18 protein-coding genes are annotated in these 18,294 nt (G+C 68.7%); 16 read left to right on the top strand and 2 right to left on the bottom strand.

What is annotated here, in order from left to right:
- Positions 1-54: 54 nt before the first annotated feature.
- The 15 genes from IEY88_RS34215 (at position 55) to IEY88_RS34145 (ending at position 14,995) form a co-directional block, all read left to right on the top strand.
- On the top strand, positions 55-891 hold the full coding sequence (locus tag IEY88_RS34215) for a DUF4349 domain-containing protein (RefSeq protein WP_189159048.1): 837 nt from the start codon (positions 55-57) through the stop codon (positions 889-891).
- 401 nt (positions 892-1,292) lie between these two features.
- Entirely contained in the window at positions 1,293-2,858 is a 1,566-nt protein-coding gene (locus tag IEY88_RS34210) for a 4-coumarate--CoA ligase family protein (RefSeq protein ID WP_189159047.1), read from the top strand.
- A gap of 241 nt (positions 2,859-3,099) precedes the next feature.
- Positions 3,100-3,846, top strand: coding sequence for a phosphoglyceromutase (locus IEY88_RS34205; protein ID WP_189159046.1), 747 nt, complete (start codon positions 3,100-3,102; stop codon positions 3,844-3,846).
- 178 nt (positions 3,847-4,024) lie between these two features.
- Positions 4,025-5,197, top strand: a complete 1,173-nt coding sequence (locus tag IEY88_RS34200; RefSeq protein WP_189159045.1) for a sensor histidine kinase — start codon at positions 4,025-4,027, stop codon at positions 5,195-5,197.
- On the top strand, positions 5,194-5,874 hold the full coding sequence (locus IEY88_RS34195) for a response regulator (protein ID WP_030477953.1): 681 nt from the start codon (positions 5,194-5,196) through the stop codon (positions 5,872-5,874). Before IEY88_RS34200 ends, IEY88_RS34195 begins: the two co-directional genes overlap by 4 nt.
- A gap of 27 nt (positions 5,875-5,901) precedes the next feature.
- Positions 5,902-6,882: a Ppx/GppA family phosphatase gene (locus IEY88_RS34190; protein WP_189159044.1), complete on the top strand. Its 981-nt coding sequence runs from the start codon at positions 5,902-5,904 to the stop codon at positions 6,880-6,882.
- A complete protein-coding gene (locus IEY88_RS34185) occupies positions 6,882-8,159 on the top strand; it encodes an Rv0497 family membrane protein (RefSeq protein WP_189159043.1) in 1,278 nt (425 codons plus the stop codon). Before IEY88_RS34190 ends, IEY88_RS34185 begins: the two co-directional genes overlap by 1 nt.
- The gene (locus IEY88_RS34180; RefSeq protein WP_189159042.1) at positions 8,156-9,001 is read left to right on the top strand and encodes a sugar phosphate isomerase/epimerase family protein; all 846 of its coding nucleotides are present in this window, start codon (positions 8,156-8,158) and stop codon (positions 8,999-9,001) included. The genes IEY88_RS34185 and IEY88_RS34180 overlap by 4 nt, the downstream gene beginning before the upstream one ends.
- Positions 9,002-9,640: 639 nt before the next feature.
- A complete protein-coding gene (locus IEY88_RS34175) occupies positions 9,641-10,537 on the top strand; it encodes a proline dehydrogenase family protein (protein WP_229694032.1) in 897 nt (298 codons plus the stop codon).
- Entirely contained in the window at positions 10,534-11,316 is a 783-nt protein-coding gene (locus tag IEY88_RS34170) for a thioesterase family protein (RefSeq protein ID WP_189159041.1), read from the top strand. Before IEY88_RS34175 ends, IEY88_RS34170 begins: the two co-directional genes overlap by 4 nt.
- Positions 11,317-11,326: 10 nt before the next feature.
- Positions 11,327-12,136 carry a pyrroline-5-carboxylate reductase gene (proC, locus tag IEY88_RS34165; RefSeq protein ID WP_189159040.1) on the top strand — a complete coding sequence of 270 codons (810 nt, stop codon included), beginning with the start codon at positions 11,327-11,329 and terminating at the stop codon, positions 12,134-12,136.
- A 137-nt stretch (positions 12,137-12,273) separates the two neighbouring features.
- Positions 12,274-12,486: a helix-turn-helix domain-containing protein gene (locus tag IEY88_RS34160; RefSeq protein WP_030477960.1), complete on the top strand. Its 213-nt coding sequence runs from the start codon at positions 12,274-12,276 to the stop codon at positions 12,484-12,486.
- 120 nt (positions 12,487-12,606) lie between these two features.
- Entirely contained in the window at positions 12,607-12,708 is a 102-nt protein-coding gene (locus IEY88_RS34155; protein WP_015105422.1) for a 30S ribosomal protein bS22, read from the top strand.
- A gap of 274 nt (positions 12,709-12,982) precedes the next feature.
- The gene (locus IEY88_RS34150) at positions 12,983-14,020 is read left to right on the top strand and encodes an NAD-dependent epimerase/dehydratase family protein (protein ID WP_189159039.1); all 1,038 of its coding nucleotides are present in this window, start codon (positions 12,983-12,985) and stop codon (positions 14,018-14,020) included.
- A 15-nt stretch (positions 14,021-14,035) separates the two neighbouring features.
- Positions 14,036-14,995, top strand: coding sequence for a lysophospholipid acyltransferase family protein (locus IEY88_RS34145; RefSeq protein ID WP_189159038.1), 960 nt, complete (start codon positions 14,036-14,038; stop codon positions 14,993-14,995).
- Here the strand turns inward: IEY88_RS34145 and IEY88_RS44580 are convergent.
- A complete protein-coding gene (locus IEY88_RS44580) occupies positions 14,964-15,704 on the bottom strand; it encodes an isocitrate lyase/PEP mutase family protein (RefSeq protein WP_229694056.1) in 741 nt (246 codons plus the stop codon). The two genes, IEY88_RS34145 and IEY88_RS44580, sit on opposite strands and share 32 nt — an antisense overlap.
- Before the next feature lie 588 nt (positions 15,705-16,292).
- Between IEY88_RS44580 and IEY88_RS34135 the strand changes: the two genes are divergently transcribed.
- Positions 16,293-17,030, top strand: coding sequence for an ArsR/SmtB family transcription factor (locus IEY88_RS34135; RefSeq protein ID WP_189159036.1), 738 nt, complete (start codon positions 16,293-16,295; stop codon positions 17,028-17,030).
- A gap of 292 nt (positions 17,031-17,322) precedes the next feature.
- Here IEY88_RS34135 and IEY88_RS34130 read toward each other — a convergent pair whose 3' ends face one another.
- A complete protein-coding gene (locus IEY88_RS34130) occupies positions 17,323-18,219 on the bottom strand; it encodes an HAD family hydrolase (protein ID WP_189159035.1) in 897 nt (298 codons plus the stop codon).
- Between the last annotated feature and the right edge of the window lie 75 nt (positions 18,220-18,294).

Here is an 18,294-nt window from a genome sequence, read left to right as displayed (position 1 = left end):
AACCCCTGGTCGGGCCCGGCCCGTCCGATGAGCATGCGCAGACCAGGGGTGTGGGTGGGAATCGCCATGCTGGCCGTTGCGACGGCCGGGTGCAGCAGCAACATGAGCGGCGGTGGCACGGCGGCGCAGGATGCCGCGCCCCCGCAGGCGGCGCAGCAGAAGGCGCCGCAGCAGGAGAAGCAGGAGAACAACGCCGGGCAGGCCGTGCAGCCGGTGCAGCAGCAGGAACGGCAGTTGGTGCGCACGGCGACCGTCGACCTGCGCAGCGACGACGTGCTGAAGGCGATCGGGCAGGTCAAGGACCGGGCGACGGCGGTCGGAGGGTTCGCGGGGCAGGAGAACTCGACCGCGAAGTCCGGCTCCGTGACCGTGCGGGTGCCGTCGTCCGAGCTGGACCGGGTCGTGAAGGACCTCGCGAGCGTCGGGGAGGTCACCCGCAGCGAGGTGCGCAGTGAGGACGTCACCGACCAGCTCGTCGACGTCGAGGCGCGCATCGCGACGCAGAAGGCCAGCGTCGAGCGCCTGCGAGTGCTGTTCGAGCGGGCCGGGACGACGGCCGAGATCGCGCAGATAGAGGCGGAGCTGACCAAGCGGCAGGCCGAGCTCGAGTCCCAGCAGCGGCGCGGCGAGTCGCTCAAGGGCAAGGTGGCGATGGCGACGCTGACCGTGCAGGTCGCGACCGTGCCGATCGCACCGCCGAAGCCGGAGGAGGCCGGGTTCCTGAGCGCACTCTCGGGCGGCTGGAGCGCGTTGCTCGCGGTGCTGAACGGGATCCTGATCGCCTTCGGCGCCCTGCTGCCGTTCCTGGTGGCGCTCGGAGTGCCCGCGGCGGTGGTGATCTACCTGCTGCGCCGACGCAGGCGCGTCACCCGAATGAACGAAGCAGGGTGATCAAGTCCTACTGAGAGTGCGCCTTTGATGATGCGCGGAACGGCTCGGGAGAGAGGGGGAGTCGCATCGAGCCGTCCCGCGTCAAAGGTCCCCGCTGCAGTGGATCCGTGGACGGGGGGTGCCTGCGGATCCCAAGCGGGCCACGCGATTCGACGGGGGATGACGAATCGCGCAAGGTGCCTCGCGCTCGTCGAGTAAGCGTGGGAGCCGACTCGCGGAGGCGGTATCAACTTCTCAGATACATCCTTGCGATCACAAGTGCTTGTATTACTCCATTCGAGTGTATTTAGCGGCGCAAAGTAACGCATCTGTAGCGATTGAGTCGTCCTTGACCTGCCCAGTGGGCTGGCTCACGATGAGCCCCACAGGCTGGGTGTACAGCGAGTGAATGAGGTCGCCGCATGGTCTTTCGCAGTCCGTTCCCCGATGTCGAGATCCCTGACGTGTCGCTGCACCAGCTGTTGTTCGGCGACATCGCCGACCGGGCGGACCGGGTTGCGCTGATCGACGGCATGTCCGGCGCGACGCTCACCTACGGCCAGCTGGTCGGGGCCATCGACCGAATGGCCGCCGCGCTGGCAGCACGCGGTATTGGCAAAGGTGATGTCGTGGGCATCCTGAGCCCGAACACGCCGTACTACGCCGTCGTGTTCCACGGCATCCTGCGGGCGGGCGCCACGGCGACCACGATCAACGCGCTCTACACGCCCGACGAGGTCGCGCACCAGCTGCACGACGCCGGCGCGAAGATGCTGTTCACGGTCTCGGTGCTGCTCCCGAACGCCGCTCCCGGCGCCGCGAAGGCCGGGGTGACCGACGTCGTCGTGCTCGACGGCGCCGAGGGCTACCCGTCGCTGCCGGAGCTGCTGGCGAACACGCACCCGGTGCCGGAGGTGGAGATCAACCCGGCCGAGGACGTCGCGGTGCTGCCGTACTCGTCCGGCACGACCGCGCTGCCCAAGGGCGTGATGCTGACGCACCGCAACTTGGTCGCGAATCTCGTGCAGTGCGAGCCGATTCTTTCGGATGTCGGCGCGCACACGAGAATTCTTGCGGTGCTGCCGTTCTTCCACATCTACGGCATGCAGGTCCTGATGAACAACGGCCTGTACATCGGCGGCGTCGTCGTGACGCTGCCGAAGTTCGAACTGCCGGAATTCCTGAGGGTCATCGCCGAGCACAAGACCGACCGCGTCTACATCGCGCCGCCGGTCGCGGTGGCGTTGGCGAAGCACCCGATCGTCGACAACTACGACCTGTCCGCGATGGCGACGCTGTTCTCCGGCGCCGCCCCGCTCGACGTGGAACTGGCCGCCGCGGTCCGCAAGCGCCTGGGCTGCCGCGTCTCGCAGGGCTACGGCATGACGGAGATGTCGCCCGTCAGCCACGCCATCCCGGACAGCCGCGACGACATCTCGGTCGGCACCGTCGGCGTGATCATCCCGAACCTCGAGTGCCGCCTGGTCGACCCGGCCACCGGCGAGGACGTCGGCGTGGGCGAGCGCGGCGAACTTTGGTGCAAGGGCCCGAACATCATGAAGGGCTACCTGAACAACCCCGAGGCCACCGCCGCCACCATCGACGACGACGGCTGGCTGCACACCGGCGACGTGGCCGTGATCGACGCCGACGGCATCGTCTCGATCGTCGACCGCGTCAAGGAACTGATCAAGTACAAGGGCTACCAGGTCCCGCCGGCCGAGCTCGAGGCCGTGCTGCTCACGCACGAGGAGATCGCCGACGCGGCGGTCATCGGCGTGCGCGACGCGGACGGCGAGGAGGTCCCGAAGGCGTTCGTCGTGCGCCAGCCCGGGTCCTCTGTGGACGGTGACGCCGTGATGGCGTTCGTGGCCTCGCACGTGGCGCCGCACAAGAAGGTGCGCGTGGTGGAGTTCATCGAGGCGATCCCGAAGTCGGCGGCGGGCAAGATCCTGCGCAAGGACCTCAGGGCTCGCGAACAGGCCTGAGTCGCGATGCCCGGAAGGCCCCGGCGGGATGCTGCCGGGGCCTTCCGGCGTTCAGCGGGGCCGCGAGCTGGACGAGCTGCGCCGCCTCGCCGAAGCGGGCAGCAACGACGCGGCGGACGTGCTGACCGGGGGCCGGTAGCGCGTCAGTGCCGCCGGAACCTGCGGCCGACGAGTCCCATGGCGTGGATCACGGTGACCGGCAGGGGTACGGCAGGCGGGTCGGCATGGCAGGCTAGCTGCCATGTCTGTCGGAACCTTGGTCCTGCTCCGCCACGGCGAGAGCACGTGGAACGCGGAGAACCTGTTCACCGGCTGGGTGGACGTTCCCCTGTCGGAGAAGGGCGAGAAGGAGGCCCGCCGCGGCGGTGTGCTCCTCAAGGACGCCGGTGTCCTGCCGGAGGTCCTCCACACCAGCCTCATGCGCCGGGCGATCATGACCGCCAACCTGGCGCTCGACGCCGCCGACCGGCACTGGATCCCGGTCAAGCGCGACTGGCGCCTCAACGAGCGCCACTACGGCGCGCTGCAGGGCAAGAACAAGAAGCAGACGCTGGAGGAGTTCGGCGAGGAGCAGTTCATGCTCTGGCGCCGGTCCTACGACACCCCGCCGCCACCCATCGAGCCCGGCAGCGAGTTCAGCCAGGACACCGACCCGCGCTACGCGGGTCTCGGCCCCGACCTGCCGCTGACCGAGTGCCTGCTCGACGTGGTGAAGCGGATGATCCCGTACTGGGACTCCGCGATCGTGCCGGACCTGCGCGCCGGCAAGACGGTCCTGGTGGCCGCGCACGGCAACTCGCTGCGCGCCCTCGTGAAGCACCTCGACGGCGTCTCGGACGAGGCCATCGCCGGGCTCAACATCCCGACCGGCATCCCGCTGCGCTACGACCTCGACGAGGACCTGAAGCCGATCAAGCCGGGTGGCGAGTACCTCGACCCCGACGCTGCGAAGGACGCCATCGCGGCGGTCGCGAACCAGGGTCGTTGAGAGCGTTGTGAGAAAGGCGCACCCGGCGTTCGGGTGCGCCTTTCCGCGCGTTAGGACACGGTTGGGTGAACACAGGCTGACCAGGGACGGAACAACCGTCCACTGAGGTGTCACGGGTGTCACGGTTCACGCTTCCGCACTAGGCCAAGACACCTCTGAGCTGCTTACCATTCGCCTCGTGACCACAACGGGTTACCTCGCTGTGTCGATCGGCCTCGTGCTCATCGGCGCGATAGCCGCATTCTTCGTCGGCCGCTTCACCGCTCCGAGACACCCTCGGAAGCCAGAGGGCCTCACGGTCGGTGACCTGATCCAGCAGATCGTCCACGACTCCCACGACGGCATCGTGGTGCTCAACCACTTCGGTGACGTCGTGCTGCACAACCCCCGCGCCGAAGAGCTCGGGATCGTCCGCAACAACCGCGTCGACGACCGGGCCCGCAAGGCCGCCGAAGGGGTCCGCAACAGCAACGAGGTCGTCTACGTCGACCTCTCGCCGCTGGACGGGCAGCGCGGCGGCCGGCAGCCGGAGGCCGTGCACGCGGAGGTCCGGCAGCTCGTCGAGGACTTCATCGTGGTCGACGCCACGGACGAGTCCGAGTCCGTGCGGCTGGAGAAGACGCGGCGTGACTTCGTGGCGAACGTCAGCCACGAGCTGAAAACCCCCGTCGGCGCGTTGGCGCTGCTCGCGGAGGCCGTGCTGGACGCGAGTGACGACCAGGACGAGGTCCGACGGTTCAGCGCGAAGATCATGCAGGAGGCCACCCGCCTCGGTGCGCTCGTCACCGAGCTGATCGCGCTGTCCCGCCTGCAGGGCGCCGAGAAGCTGCCGGAGCTGGCCGACACCGAGATCGACGTCGTGATCAACGAGGCGCTCTCGCGGTCCAAGCTCGCCGCCGAGTCGGTCAACATCTCGATCAACGTCGACGAACCGAGCGGGTTCGTCGTGCCGGGCGACCGATCGTTGCTGGTCACGGCCCTGACGAACCTCCTGGACAACGCGGTCGCGTACTCGCCGCCCGGCAGTCCGGTCAGCGTGAGCCGGAGGCTGGTCGACGGGCACGTCGAGATCGCCGTGACCGACCGCGGCATCGGCATCGCCGAGGACCAGCAGATCCGCGTCTTCGAGCGGTTCTACCGCGTCGACAAGGCCCGCTCGCGCGCCACCGGGGGCACCGGCCTCGGGCTCGCGATCGTCAAGCACGTCGCCGCCAACCACGGCGGTGAGGTGAAGCTCTGGAGCCTGCCAGGAACGGGTTCCACCTTCACGCTGCGGCTCCCGGCCGCGGCGACCGAACCGAATCCGACTCTCGTGCCGGTCGGCACGGGTGAGCCAGGAGGAGAGCTGTGACCAGGGTGCTCATCGTGGAGGACGAGGAGTCCTTCGCCGATCCGCTCGCCTTCCTGCTGCGCAAGGAAGGGTTCACCGCGGCGCTCGCGGCCACCGGCCAGGAGGCGCTCGAGGAGTTCGACCGCAACGGTGCCGACATCGTGCTGCTCGACCTGATGCTGCCGGGCATGAGCGGCACGGACGTGTGCAAGCAGCTCCGCCAGCGCTCGGCCGTCCCCGTGATCATGGTGACGGCCCGGGACAGCGAGATCGACAAGGTCGTCGGCCTCGAGCTCGGTGCTGACGACTACGTCACAAAGCCGTACTCGGCGCGCGAGCTCATCGCCCGCATCCGCGCGGTGCTGCGCCGCGGCGGCGAGTCCGAGGACCTGCTCCCGCAGATCCTCGAGGCCGGGCCGGTGCGGATGGACGTGGAACGCCACGTCGTGACCGTCGCGGGCCAGGACATCAGCCTGCCGCTCAAGGAGTTCGACCTGCTCGAATACCTGCTGCGCAACGTCGGCCGGGTCCTCACCAGGGGCCAGCTGATCGACCGCGTGTGGGGAGCGGACTACGTGGGCGACACGAAGACGCTGGACGTGCACGTCAAGCGGCTGCGTTCCAAGATCGAACCCGACCCGTCCGCCCCGCGGCACCTGGTGACCGTCAGGGGTCTGGGTTACAAGTTCGAGTCCTGACGGACACGACCAGGTACCGTTTCCGGCGTGCGCCTGGGCGTTCTCGACGTGGGTTCCAACACCGTCCACCTACTCGTGGTGGACGCGCATCGTGGTGCCCACCCCATCCCGATGACGTCCGAGAAGACGATCCTTCGTCTCGCCGAGCAGCTCGACGACAAGGGTCAGCTCCGAAAAGTAGGCGCTGACCAGCTCGTTCGTGCCGTCGCCGCCGCCAAGGCGTCGGCCAAGCGGTCCGGCTGCGAGGACCTGATGGCGTTCGCGACCTCGGCGGTGCGCGAGGCGGGCAACTCGGCCGAGGTGCTCGACCGGGTGCGCACCGAGACCGGGGTCGAGCTGAAGGTCCTGTCCGGTGAGGACGAGGCGAAGTTCACCTTCCTCGCGGTCCGCCGCTGGTACGGCTGGTCCGCGGGCAAGTTGCTCAGCCTCGACATCGGCGGCGGCTCGCTCGAGCTCGCCATCGGCCGGGACGAGAACCCGGACCTGGCCTTCTCCGTGCCGCTCGGCGCGGGAAGGCTCACCAGGACCCGGTTCCACAAGGACCCGCCCCGGCGCTCGGAGGTCCGCGAGACCACCGACTGGCTCGCCGAGCAGCTCGCGCCCGTGGCGCGGAAGCTGAAACGCGCGGGTGAACCCGATCGAGTGGTTGCGACCTCAAAAACTTTCCGAACGCTGGCGCGGCTCACCGGGGCCGCGCCATCGTCTGCCGGGCCCAGGGCACGACGCGTCCTCACCGACGCGGGCCTGCGGCAGCTGATCGCGTTCATTTCCCGGATGTCGGCCAGTGACCTCGCCGAACTGGAAGGCGTGAGCACCTCGCGCGCCCACCAGCTCGTCGCGGGCGCACTGGTCGCGGAGGCCACAATGCGAGCCCTGTCACTCACCCAGCTGGAGATTTGCCCCTGGGCGCTCCGGGAGGGTGTCATCCTCCGACGGCTGGACCACACTGACGGGACGGACCAGAGCGATACTGGACGGACTGGCCAGACCGGGGCACGGTGGAGTTGATGAGTCGAGAGAGCGGATCGGACCAGACGCAGCGCACTGTCGCTGAGCTGCTCGCCCAGTACGGCGGCAGCGCAGAGAGTGCGCCACGTCGGCGACGCCGCCGGGCTGCCGACGAAGAGGACGAGGTCCAGCAGCCGGAGACCGCGCCCCAGACGATCATCGAGCGGGTGCTGTCCGACAGCGGTCGCCTGATGGCGATCCGCGACGACGACGCGCCGCAGCCGGGCCGTCGCGCCGCCCCGGAACCGCAGGCCCCACCGCCGCCTGCCGCCGAGCGCACGGCGTACCAGCCGAAGCCGCAGGTCGCGCCCCCGAAGCCGCAGACGTCGCAGCAGATGCCGGTGCCGCCGGCCCAGCCGCCGCAGGTCCGCAGACCCGCGCCGCCGAAGCCCGCACCGCCGCCCGCCGCCAAGCCGGTCGCTCCCGTGCCGCCGCCTCCCGCGGCCGCCGAGCAGACCCGGCAGGTGCCGCAGGTCCGCGACCAGCCGTCGAACTCCGGCATGCCGCGCCCCGACGTGCCCGGCCGCCTGGAGTCGAGGCTCGACCCGCCGGCCGCCACGCCGTCGCGCACGAACATCACCCGGCCGCCGAAGCCGGTGCCCCCGTCGGTGCAGATGCCGGTCCCGGGCCCGCCGCGCGAGGCGATGACCGAGCAACTGCCGCGCATCCCGGCGAAGGCGCCGGTCGACAAGATCGCCGCGCTCGAGACCGAGTCCGTGCTGATCGTGCCGCCCGCGCCGCCGAGGCTGCCGGAACCGCTGCCGGGCAACGTCCCCGACGCCTGGTTCGGCGACGACGACCCGCAGGCCAAGACCGACCTGTCGATGCCACCGATGGAGTCGACCGCGGCGCACGCCGGCCCGTACGTGGACGACGACGACTCGCAGGAGTACGCCGTCTACCGCGCCGAGGACGACTACCTCGCGGACGACGAGGAGGACGACGAGGACGACGGCCCCGCGGGCCTCGACGACGCCGCCGAGGTCGACGAGGAAGCGGACGCCGAACCGCGCTCCGCCGGCAAGGAATGGCTGATCATGATCGGCCAGCTCGCCGTGGGCGTGCTCGGCGGCGCGGGCCTGTGGCTCGCGTTCAACTACCTGTGGCGCTCGGTACCCGCCGCCGCACTCGTGGTGGCCCTGGCGGTTACCGTGGGTCTGGTGTTGCTGGTGCGAAAGATCCGCCGCGCGGACGATCTGCAGACCACCGTCCTGGCCGTGCTCGTGGGCCTCATCGTGACAGTCTCACCAGCGGCGATGCTGCTGGTGAAGAGTTGACCTCCCGCATCCCGGTCGGGCTTTCCACGGCGTCGGTCTACCCGCAGCCCGCCGGAGCGGCGTTCGAGATCGCCTCCGAGTTGGGCTACGACGGCGTCGAGCTGATGGTCTGGGCCGACCCGGTGTCGCAGGACATCCGGGCCGTCGACCGCCTGTCGTCGCGCTGGGGCATGCCGGTGCTGGCCGTGCACGCGCCCTGCCTGCTGATCTCGCAGCGCGTGTGGTCACCGGACCCGTCCGAACGACTGCGGCGCGCCGTCGAGGCCGCCGGGGACCTGGGAGCGTCGACCGTCGTGCTGCACCCGCCGTTCCGGTGGCAGCGCAAGTACGCGGACGGGTTCGCCGAGCTGGTGGCCTCGCTGGAGGAGTCGAGCGGGATCGCCATCGCCGTGGAGAACATGTTCCCGGTCAAGCGTCCTCTTGGGCGTGGGCGGTCGGTCGAGATGAACGCGTTCAAGCCTTCTGTGGACCCGACCGATGTCGGGCATGCCAACTACACGTTGGACCTGTCGCACTCGGCTGCTGCGCACATGGATGCGTTGGAGTTGGCCAAGCGGATGGGGGATGGGCTGCGGCACATCCATCTCGCTGACGGGTCCGGGGCGCCCAAGGACGAGCACATGGTGCCGGGGCGGGGGACTCAGCCCTGTGCGGAGCTGTGCGAGATGCTGGCTCGGGGCGGGTTCGACGGGCAGGTCGTGTTGGAGGTCAACACGCGGCGGGCCGGGTCTGCGGCGGCTCGGCGGGAGATGCTCGCGGAGTCGTTGCTGTTCGCCCGGTTGCACTTGGATTGGGCTGTTGAGGGTGGGGCGGGGAAGGCTCGGCCTGGGGTGACTCGCTGACGCATCGCTGGTCGCTGGTGCGGGCGGGTGCTGGTGCGGGCGGATGGTCGCGTTCCAGCGGGGTTGGTCGCGTCCCTGGGGCACGGTTGCCTTGCGAGGGTGGTCCGGCGGGTCATGACGGATCAAGGGGCCGCGATTGGGGCTTGACCTTGAGCCTCTGGCGGGATGCGTAGACGGCCGGAAAAGGCCGGGCTGAAAAGCGCCCGGCCGTGCCCGTGAGGGTGGCATCCCGCCCCCTCAAGGTAAAGCCCCAATCGCCATTCACTGGGCCCACCGCAACCAAGGTGCACGAGGTTCACACGGCTCGCTTCGCATCGCCACGCCAGGCCCCGTAGGTGGCTGGCCTGCGGTTGCAGCTTCCGGTTGGCACCGCGCGCCAGACCTCGTCCGAGGTTGGCTTGTGTTGGCGGCTTCCGGTTGGCGCCGCGCGCCGGACCCTGTCCGAGGTTGGCTTGCGTTGGCGAGTGCGGGTGGTGGCGCGCGCCAGGCCTCGTCCGAGGTTGGCTTGCGTTGGCGGGTGCGGGTGGTGGCGCGCGCCGGACCCTGTCCGAGGTCGGCCTGCGTTGGCGAGTGCGGTTGGCACCGCGCACCAGGCCTGCGAGGCGTCCGGCTCGATGACTCCGGGTTAGGGTTCCGGGTGTGAACCCGCTGCGAGCGTTGATCATGGCCGCGTCTCGCAACGAGACGGTCCGCCATCTGGTCGCCAACGCGCCCATCAGCCGCGATGTCGTCAAGAGGTTCGTCGCGGGCGAGACCACGGCCGACGCCGTCGAGGTCGTGCGCGGCCTTGGTCTGCCGGTGACGCTGGACTACCTCGGCGAGGACACGAAGGACAAGGCCCAGGCCGAGAAGACCGTGCAGGCCTACCTGGAGTTGCTCGACGCGTTGCATGCCGCGGGGCTGGCTGAAAATGCGGAAGTGAGCGTCAAGTTGTCCGCGGTCGGGCAGTCGCTCGACGAGTCGCTCGCCCTGACGAATGCCTCCCGCATCTGTGCCGCCGCCGAGCAGTGCGGGACGACGGTCACGCTCGACATGGAGGACCACACCACCACGGATTCCACGTTGCGGGTCCTGGACGAGCTGCGGCGGAGCTGGCCCTGGGTGGGGGCCGTGCTGCAGTCGTACCTGCACCGGACGTTGGACGACTGCAAGCGGCTGGCGGGGCCCGGGAGCAGGGTTCGGCTGGTCAAGGGGGCTTATGCGGAGCCTCCCGAGGTTGCGATTCAGGATCCATCCGAGGTTGATGTGAACTACGTGCGGTGCCTGAACGTTCTCCTCGCTGGAGAGGGCTACCCCATGTTCGCGACCCACGACCCCAGGCTGATCGAAATCATTGGCGAACGAGCCCGCTGGTATGACAAAACTGACTTCGAGTACCAGATGCTGTACGGCATCCGGCCCGAGGAGCAGCGGCGTCTCGGCACTCGCGTTTATGTCCCCTACGGCGAGCAGTGGTACGGATATCTCATGCGGCGACTTGCAGAACGGCCTGCCAACGTGACCTTTTTCCTGCGGTCGCTGGCCAGCCGCTCATGACCTTCTCGAAGTCCAGTGCGGTGCGGTCGCTCGGTGACGGAACCTTCACCGCGTCCCTGCCCGCCGAGTGGACCGTCGGGCCCAAGCCCCACGGTGGTTTTCTTCTCGCGGTGATGACCCGTGCGGCCGCCCAGGTCGCCGACGGTGATCCGTTGGCCGTGTCCGCGCAGTTCCTGCGCGCGCCGGAGGTCGGGCCCGTGCTGGTCCGCACCGACGTGCGCAAGGCGGGGCGGACGGCCACGGTGATCGCGGTGACGCTGGAGCAGCGCGGCCAGGTGTGCGTCGAGGCGTCGGTGACCACGGGGCGGATCCCCGAGCAGCGGGCCGACTACGTGAACCTGCCGTCGATGCCCGCGGCGCCTCCGCCCGGCTCGGTGGAGATGGCGACGTTCCCGACCGGCGGGATCTACCGGGTGGGCGCCCTGTGCGACCTGCGGGTGGACCGCGAGTCGGCGTCATTCCTCGACCGGCGCACGGACGGGCCTCTGACGCTCAAGCTCTGGGCCCGGCCCACCGACGAGCAGCCCGACCCGTACTTCGCGTTGCTCGCGGGGGACCTGTCGATGCCCGTGACGTTCAACCTCGGCCGGTTCGGCTGGTCGCCGACGGTCCAGCTGACGGCGTTGCTGCGGGCCCGGCCGGCGCCCGGCTGGCTGCGCATCCACGTCAGCTGCCAGGCGGTGCACGGCCAGTGGTTCGACGAGGACGCCACGGTGATCGACTCGGCCGGGCGGCTGGTGTGCCAGGCACGGCAGCTGGCGTTGACGCCTGCTGTGTGAGACTTGACCGATGACGAAGATCGCGGTGCTCGGCGCGGGCAAGATCGGTGAGGCGCTGCTGTCCGGGCTGCTGCAGGGCGGTCGCCCGGCTGCGGATCTGATGTTCACGGAGAAGCACGAGTCCCGCGCCAAGGCACTGACCGAGCAGTACGGGTTCGAGGCCGTCACGGTCGCGGGCGCGGCGGCGAAGGCCGGCGTGCTGATCGTGGCGGTCAAGCCGCAGGACATCGAGCCGTTGCTCACCGAGCTCGCGCCGGTCCTGCGGGACGGCACGCTGATCGTCTCGCTCTGCGCGGGCCTGCCGACGGCCCTGTACGAACGCAGGCTGCCCGCGGGCACCCCCGTGGTGCGGGTCATGCCGAACACGCCGATGGTCGTCGGTGAGGCCATGAGCGCCGTCTCCGGCGGTTCCAACGCCACGCCGGAGCACCTGAAGGTCGTCGAGGAGCTGTTGTCCACCGTCGGCAAGGTCGCGGTGGTGCCGGAGTCGCAGCAGGACGCGGTGACGGCGCTGTCGGGCTCCGGGCCCGCGTACTTCTTCTTCCTGGTCGAGGCGATGATCGACGCGGGCATCCTGCTCGGCATCCCGCGCGACCTGGCCTCGCAGCTCATCATCCAGTCCGCGGTGGGCGCGGCGACGATGCTCAACGAGGGCTCGAGCCACCCCGTGATCCTGCGCGAGGCGGTCACCTCGCCCGCCGGCACGACGATCATGGCGATCCGCGAGCTGGAGAGGCACGGCGTTCGCGCGGCCCTGCTCGCGGCCATCGAGAGCGCCCGCGACCGCTCCGTCGAACTGGGCCGCCAGCACGAGGACTGAGCCAAGTGAGGGGGCATCCCCACTTTGGACGTCGCAGGAGTCACACCAGTCCCGCTACTCTCAGGGCAGCACGTGCGTGTCGAACCGTCGGTGGGGAAGACCGACGGCACGACACGTGTCTAAGGATGCGGTGATTCATGCCTGCGAAGGAGAACGAACGAACAGGCCTCGCTCAGGTGCAGTTCCTGACGGTGGCCGAAGTGGCGTCGATGATGCGGGTCTCCAAGATGACCGTGTATCGCCTGGTGCACTCCGGTGAGCTGCCCGCTGTGCGGGTCGGCAAGTCGTTCCGGGTGCCGGAAAAAGCGGTGCACGCCTACCTGGAGAACGCCTACTTCGACGCTGGCTGAAAGCTGGCGAACCCCGCCGGGTAGACTGGTAGGCCGATCGTGCTTACCGGCGCGCCGTGCTTGACACGGCCAAGGCTGGGGCGCGCCAGTCAAAGCAACGTCTAGAGCTAAGGAACCCGCATGGGCTCGGTCATCAAGAAGCGCCGCAAGCGCATGTCGAAGAAGAAGCACCGCAAGCTGCTGCGCAAGACCAGGGTCCAGCGCAGGAAGCGCGGCAAGTAAGCCCGCATGCGCTCTGCCGCCGCCGGTCCCCTCTCGCAGGGGGCCGGCGGCGGTTGCGTTTGTCGAGGTCTCTGCCCTGTTCGGGTGCTTGCGCCGACATGGAATATCACTGCGTGAGACGGCGCGACACAACCACGGGAACGGGGGCCGCCGTTCGGGTGATTAGCCCGTAAAGCCTGCGTGACCTGCGTCAAGACGGCGTTCCGGCCCCCTCCGGTTCTCGAATCGGTCTGTAGCATCGACCAATCGCCACGCCCTTCGTGCTTGGAGTCGCATGACGCCCAAGGTCGTCCTCGTCACCGGAGTCAGCCGCTTCCTCGGCGGCCACCTCGCCGCGCGCTTCGCCGCGAACCCGGACATCGAGCGCGTGCTCGGTGTGGACACCGAGCCGCCGCCACGCGATCTGCTGCGCCGCATGGGCCGGGCCGAGTTCGTGCGGGCCGACATCCGCAACCCGCTGATCAGCAAGGTCATCTCCACCGCGAACGTCGACACGGTCGTGCACGCCTCCGTCACCGCGAGCCCGGCCGGGCCCACCGGCCGCACGGTGATGAAGGAGATGAACGTCATCGGCACCATGCAGCTGCTGGCCGCGTGCCAGAAGTCGCCCAGGGTGACCAAGCTCGTCGTGAAGTCCACCAGCGCCGTCTACGGGTCCAGCAGCCGCGACCCGGCGGTGTTCACCGAGGACATGGGTCCCAAGGACCTGCCGTCGTCCGGCTACGCCAAGGACGCGGTCGAGGTCGAGGGGTACGTGCGCGGGTTCAGCCGCCGCCGGCCGGACGTGGACGTCACGACGTTGCGCTTCACGAACTTCATCGGCCCGCGCATCGACACGGTGCTGACGCGCTACTTCGCCCTACCGGTCGTGCCCACCGTCCTGGGCTACGACGCTCGTGTGCAGCTGCTGCACTCCGAGGACGCCCTGGCGGTCCTGGAACGCGCGACGCTGCACGACCTGCCTGGTGTCTACAACGTGGGCGGCGATGGCGTGCTGCTGCTGTCGCAGGCGATCCGGCGGGCAGGCAGGCTGAACCTGCCGGTGCCCAGCGCCGCCGTGCCCACCGTCGGAGGCTTCTTCCGGAGCGCCCGGCTCGTCGACTTCTCGCCCGACCAGATGAGGTTCCTCAACTGGGGGCGCGTGATCGACACCACCCTGCTGCGCAAGGAGTTCGGGTTCACGCCGCGGTGGACCACCCAGCAGGCGTTCGACGACTACGTGAACGGCCGAGGTCTCAAGCCGCTCATCGACCCGGAGACGATCGACGCCGCGGAACGGGGAATCCTCGACGCGGCCGCTCGTTTCCGCTGATCTTGTCTTGAGGAGATGAACGCAGTGGCAGGAGCACGCGTTATCCCGCTGCACGACCCGGAACGCGACGCCGCGCGCAGAGCGCGCCACGTCGAGGTCGTTCCCGAACCCGAGCAGCAGCAGTCCGCGACACCGGACTGGGAACGCAGGCTGACCGACCTCCTGTCGTTCGCGCGCAGGCGGATCGCGGGCGACTACCAGATCGACGAGTTCGGCTTCGACCGCGACCTCACCGAGAACGTGCTGATGCCGCCGCTGAAGCCGTTGTACGAGAAGTGGTTCCGGGTCGAGACCATCGGCCTGAACAACATCCCGACGGCCGGCGGCGCGCTGATCGTGGCGAACCACTCCGGCACGGTGCCGCTCGACGCCCTGATGACGGCGTACGGCATCGCGTCCGAGCACCCCGCGCACCGGCCGTTGCGCGGGCTCGGGGCCGACCTGGTGTTCCGCACGCCCGTGCTGGGCGCACTCGCGCGCAAGGGCGGCCAGACGCTCGCCTGCAACGCGGACGCCGAGCGGCTGCTGTCGTCCGGTGAGCTCGTCGGCGTGTGGCCGGAGGGCTTCAAGGGCATCGGCAAGCCGTTCAAGGACCGCTACAAGCTGCAGCGCTTCGGCCGCGGCGGTTTCGTGTCGGCGGCGCTGAAGACCGGCGTGCCGATCATCCCCGTCTCGATCGTCGGGGCCGAGGAGATCTACCCGATGATCGGCGACATCAAGACGCTCGCCCGGTTGCTGGGCTTCCCGTACTTCCCGGTGACGCCGTTCTTCCCGCTGCTCGGGCCGCTGGGCGCCATCCCGCTGCCCTCGAAGTGGTACATCGAGTTCGGCGAGCCGATCCGCACCGACGTGTTCGGGGAGAACGCGGCCGACGACCCGATGCTCGTGTTCAACCTGACCGACCAGGTGCGGGAGACGATCCAGCAGACGCTGTACCGGCTGCTCACCCAGCGTCGGAACGTGTTCCTCGGCTGATCATCTGCTGCACCTCGTCGTAGGTGAACGCGGCTGCGGTTCCGCCGTCGCGTGCGGCCTTGGCGGTTTCGACGGTGTGGTGCAGGGCTGCTCTGAACAGCAATGAGCCGGTGCTGATGCGTTTGACGCCCAGGTTGCCGAGTTCTCTTGGCGTGCGTTGCTGGGCGAGGACGTTGAGCGGAGCCAGGGTCGCGAGTTTCTCGATCTCGTAAGGGTCGGTCAAGCCTGCTACGAAGATCCCGTCCGCGCCGGCGTCGATGTAGCGGCGGGCTCGGGACTCGGTTTCTTCGTGCGCCATGCCCAGCCAGTGGGTGTCGATCCTGGCGTTGAGGAAGACGCCTGGGGCTCGTTGTTTGACCGTGGTGATCAGGTCTGCCTGCTCTTGCGGGGTGGCCAGGCCGTTCGGGCGGCCGTCTTCCAGGTTCACGCCTGCTACGCCCAGTTCGGCGATCAGGTCGGCGGTTTCTTGTGGTGACTTGCCGAAGCCCGACTCCAGGTCGGCGGTGACCGGGCAGGGGAGGGTGATCAGGAGCCTTGCCAGGGCGATGGCCTGGTCGCCTGCCTGGCCCGTGCCGTCCGGGATGTTGTGCGCGGCTGCCACTCCGAGGCTTGTTGTGCCGATCGCTGTGAAGCCTGCCTGGTGCAGGGCTGCGGCTGAGGCGTAGTCCCAGGCGTTGGGGAGGAGCAGCGGGTCGGGTTGGTGGTGCATGGCTTTGAACGCCATGTTCTTGGCGATCTGGGTGGCGAGGGTGCCGCCTGGGCAGGAGTGGGGGCCGTGGCCGAACGGGTGGTGTTCGAGGCTCACCTCTACGACGCCCTGCGGGGTCTGCCTGCGGGTTACAGGGACCGGTGGGGCCTGGTTGCCGGTCCGCAGGTTCTCCGCTAGGGCGTTCGTGGCTGACCAGGCTTGGACCAGCAGGCCTATTCGTGCCGCTGTTTCCTCGTTGTGGGTTTTGGCCAGGCGTTCTACCGCTGCGTCGGCTGCTGCGGTTATCGGTTCGTGGGGCTGGTAGCTCTTGGCGATTTCGGCGATGTCTTGTAGTGAGCCTGGCAGGTTCAGGGCTGTTGCGAGTTCTTCCAGGGTGGTGGCTTGTACGCCGTTCAGGAGGGTGGTGGTCAGGGCGCGTCTGCGGGTGTGGGTTGGGCCGTTGCTGAACCTGACCACGGTCGACCTGAGCCAGGCGACGCCGGATTCTCCTGGCGGGGGTGTGGGGACTGGGAGGTTCAGGTCTTCGGTCATGTCGCCGACGGTAGGGGGTGGACGGTTCGGTGTCGGCCGAAGTGTTCTGGTCGCAGAATGGTGTCTGTGGAAGCACTTGCCCAGGTTGCTGGGCTGCTCGCGGACAAGACCCGTGCTGCTATTTGTGGTGCGCTGCTTGATGGGCGGGCTTGGACTGCTCGGGAGCTGGGCGTGCACGCTGGAGTGGCCGCGTCCACCGTCAGTGAGCACCTGACCCGGTTGGTCGAGGGTGGGGTGCTGGTTGAGCATCGGCAGGGGCGGCATCGGTATGTCGCGTTGGCTGGGCCGCATGTTGCCGAGTTGTTGGAGGCGATGGTTGCGTTTGGTGGGCCTGAGCGTCCTCGGTCGTTGCGGGCGGCTGTGGTTTCTGAGGCTCTGGTTCGGGGGCGTACCTGTTATGACCATTTGGCTGGGCGGCTTGGGGTCACGCTTCGGGGTGGGCTGGTGGAGCTTGGGGTTCTCAGCGCAGAACTCGCTATTACCGAACCGGGGATGGTCTGGTTGAAGGAGCTTGGGTTCGAGCCTTCGAAACGCCAGGTCAGCCGGGCTTGCCTGGATTGGACCGAGCGTGTGCCGCACCTGGGTGGGGCGGCTGGGGCGTTTTTGTGCAGGACGTTTTTGGAACGCGAGTGGGTGCGTCGGGTGGGGTCTTCTCGGGCTGTTTTGCTCACTGCTGAGGGGGAGCAGGGGTGGCGAGGGCTTGGGCTGCTTGATGCGGGTGGTCACCTGGCGGGCGGCCAGGTCGCCTTGCTTGGTTCCCCTGGGGGCTCTGCCCCCAGACCCCCGGCAATCTGATCAGGGGGCCAGCGCCACTCGCAGGTAGATGGCACGCCTGTTGGGTTGGGCGGCTGCCGGTTGCGTACGAGGGTTGCGTTGGCGGTGGGGTCCCATCACGAGCCGAGCCAAGAGCGGGCCACACCTGAGGGGTGAGGTCAAGTCGACGAAAAGCGTGTCGACTTGACCTCACCCCTCAGGTGCAGCAAGTGCTATGGCGCGACTCGTGATGGGACCCCACCGCCCAGTGCGCTTGCTAAGGACGAAAGACGGACGGCTCGCCTTCGGCATCGCGGGTGGGTGGTGGGCGCCGTTACTTCACTCGGCGGCGGTAGGCCATGGTGGCTGCTACTGCTCCTGCCAGGGCGCCTACGCCCAGTACTGAGGGGACGCCGATCTTTGCTGCTTTGCGGCCTGTTCGGAAGTCGCGGATTTCCCAGCCCTTGCGGCGGGAGACCTCGCGTAGTTGTGAGTCCGGGTTCACGGCTACTGCTGTGCCTACTACGGAGAGCATGGGGACGTCGTTCGAGGAGTCCGAGTAGGCGGTGCAGCGGCGTAGGTTGAGGCCTTCTTTTGCTGCCAGTGAGCGGACTGCTTGGGCCTTTGCCTTGCCGTGCAGGAGGTCGCCTACCAGGCGGCCGGTGTACACGCCGTTTTCTGATTCTGAGACTGTGCCCAGTGCGCCGGTCAGGCCCAGGCGGCGGGCGATGATCTGGGCGAGTTCTACTGGGGTGGCGGTGACTAGCCAGACTCGTTGGCCTGCGTCCAGGTGCATTTGGGCCAGGGCCTGGGTGCCCTTCCAGATTCGGTCGGCCATCAGTTCGTCGTAGATTTCCTCGCCCAGCGAGACGAGTTCTGCGACGCTGCGGCCCGAGACGAAGGACAGGGCCTGTTCGCGGGAGGCCTTTACCGACTCCGGGTCTTCTCGGCCGCCTACTCGGAACTTCAGCTGTTGCCAGACGAAGCCTGCGAGGTCTGAGGACGAGAAGTACTTGCGGGCTGCCAGGCCTCGGGCGAAGTGGAAGATCGACGCGCCCATCATCATCGTGTTGTCCACGTCGAAGAAGGCTGCTGCGGTCAGGTCCGGCGGGACGTTCAGCGACTGTTCGAACTCCGGCGCCATGGCGGCGGCCTGGATCGCCGCCTCTGCCGATGCCTCGCCGGCTAGTACGGCCAGCCGGTCGCTCTCCACGTCACGCTTGCCTGCCATGTCCCAAGCGTAGCGATCAGCCTGCCAAACCCGCTCAGAGCTGGGGGAGAACGCGCGGTGCCCATTTGGCGCCGC

The organism is Lentzea pudingi, from assembly GCF_014646255.1.
GTDB classification, from domain to species: Bacteria; Actinomycetota; Actinomycetes; order Mycobacteriales; family Pseudonocardiaceae; genus Lentzea; species Lentzea pudingi.
Note: the sequence above shows the minus strand (reverse complement) of the source record. Positions and strands in the feature narration are given on the sequence as shown.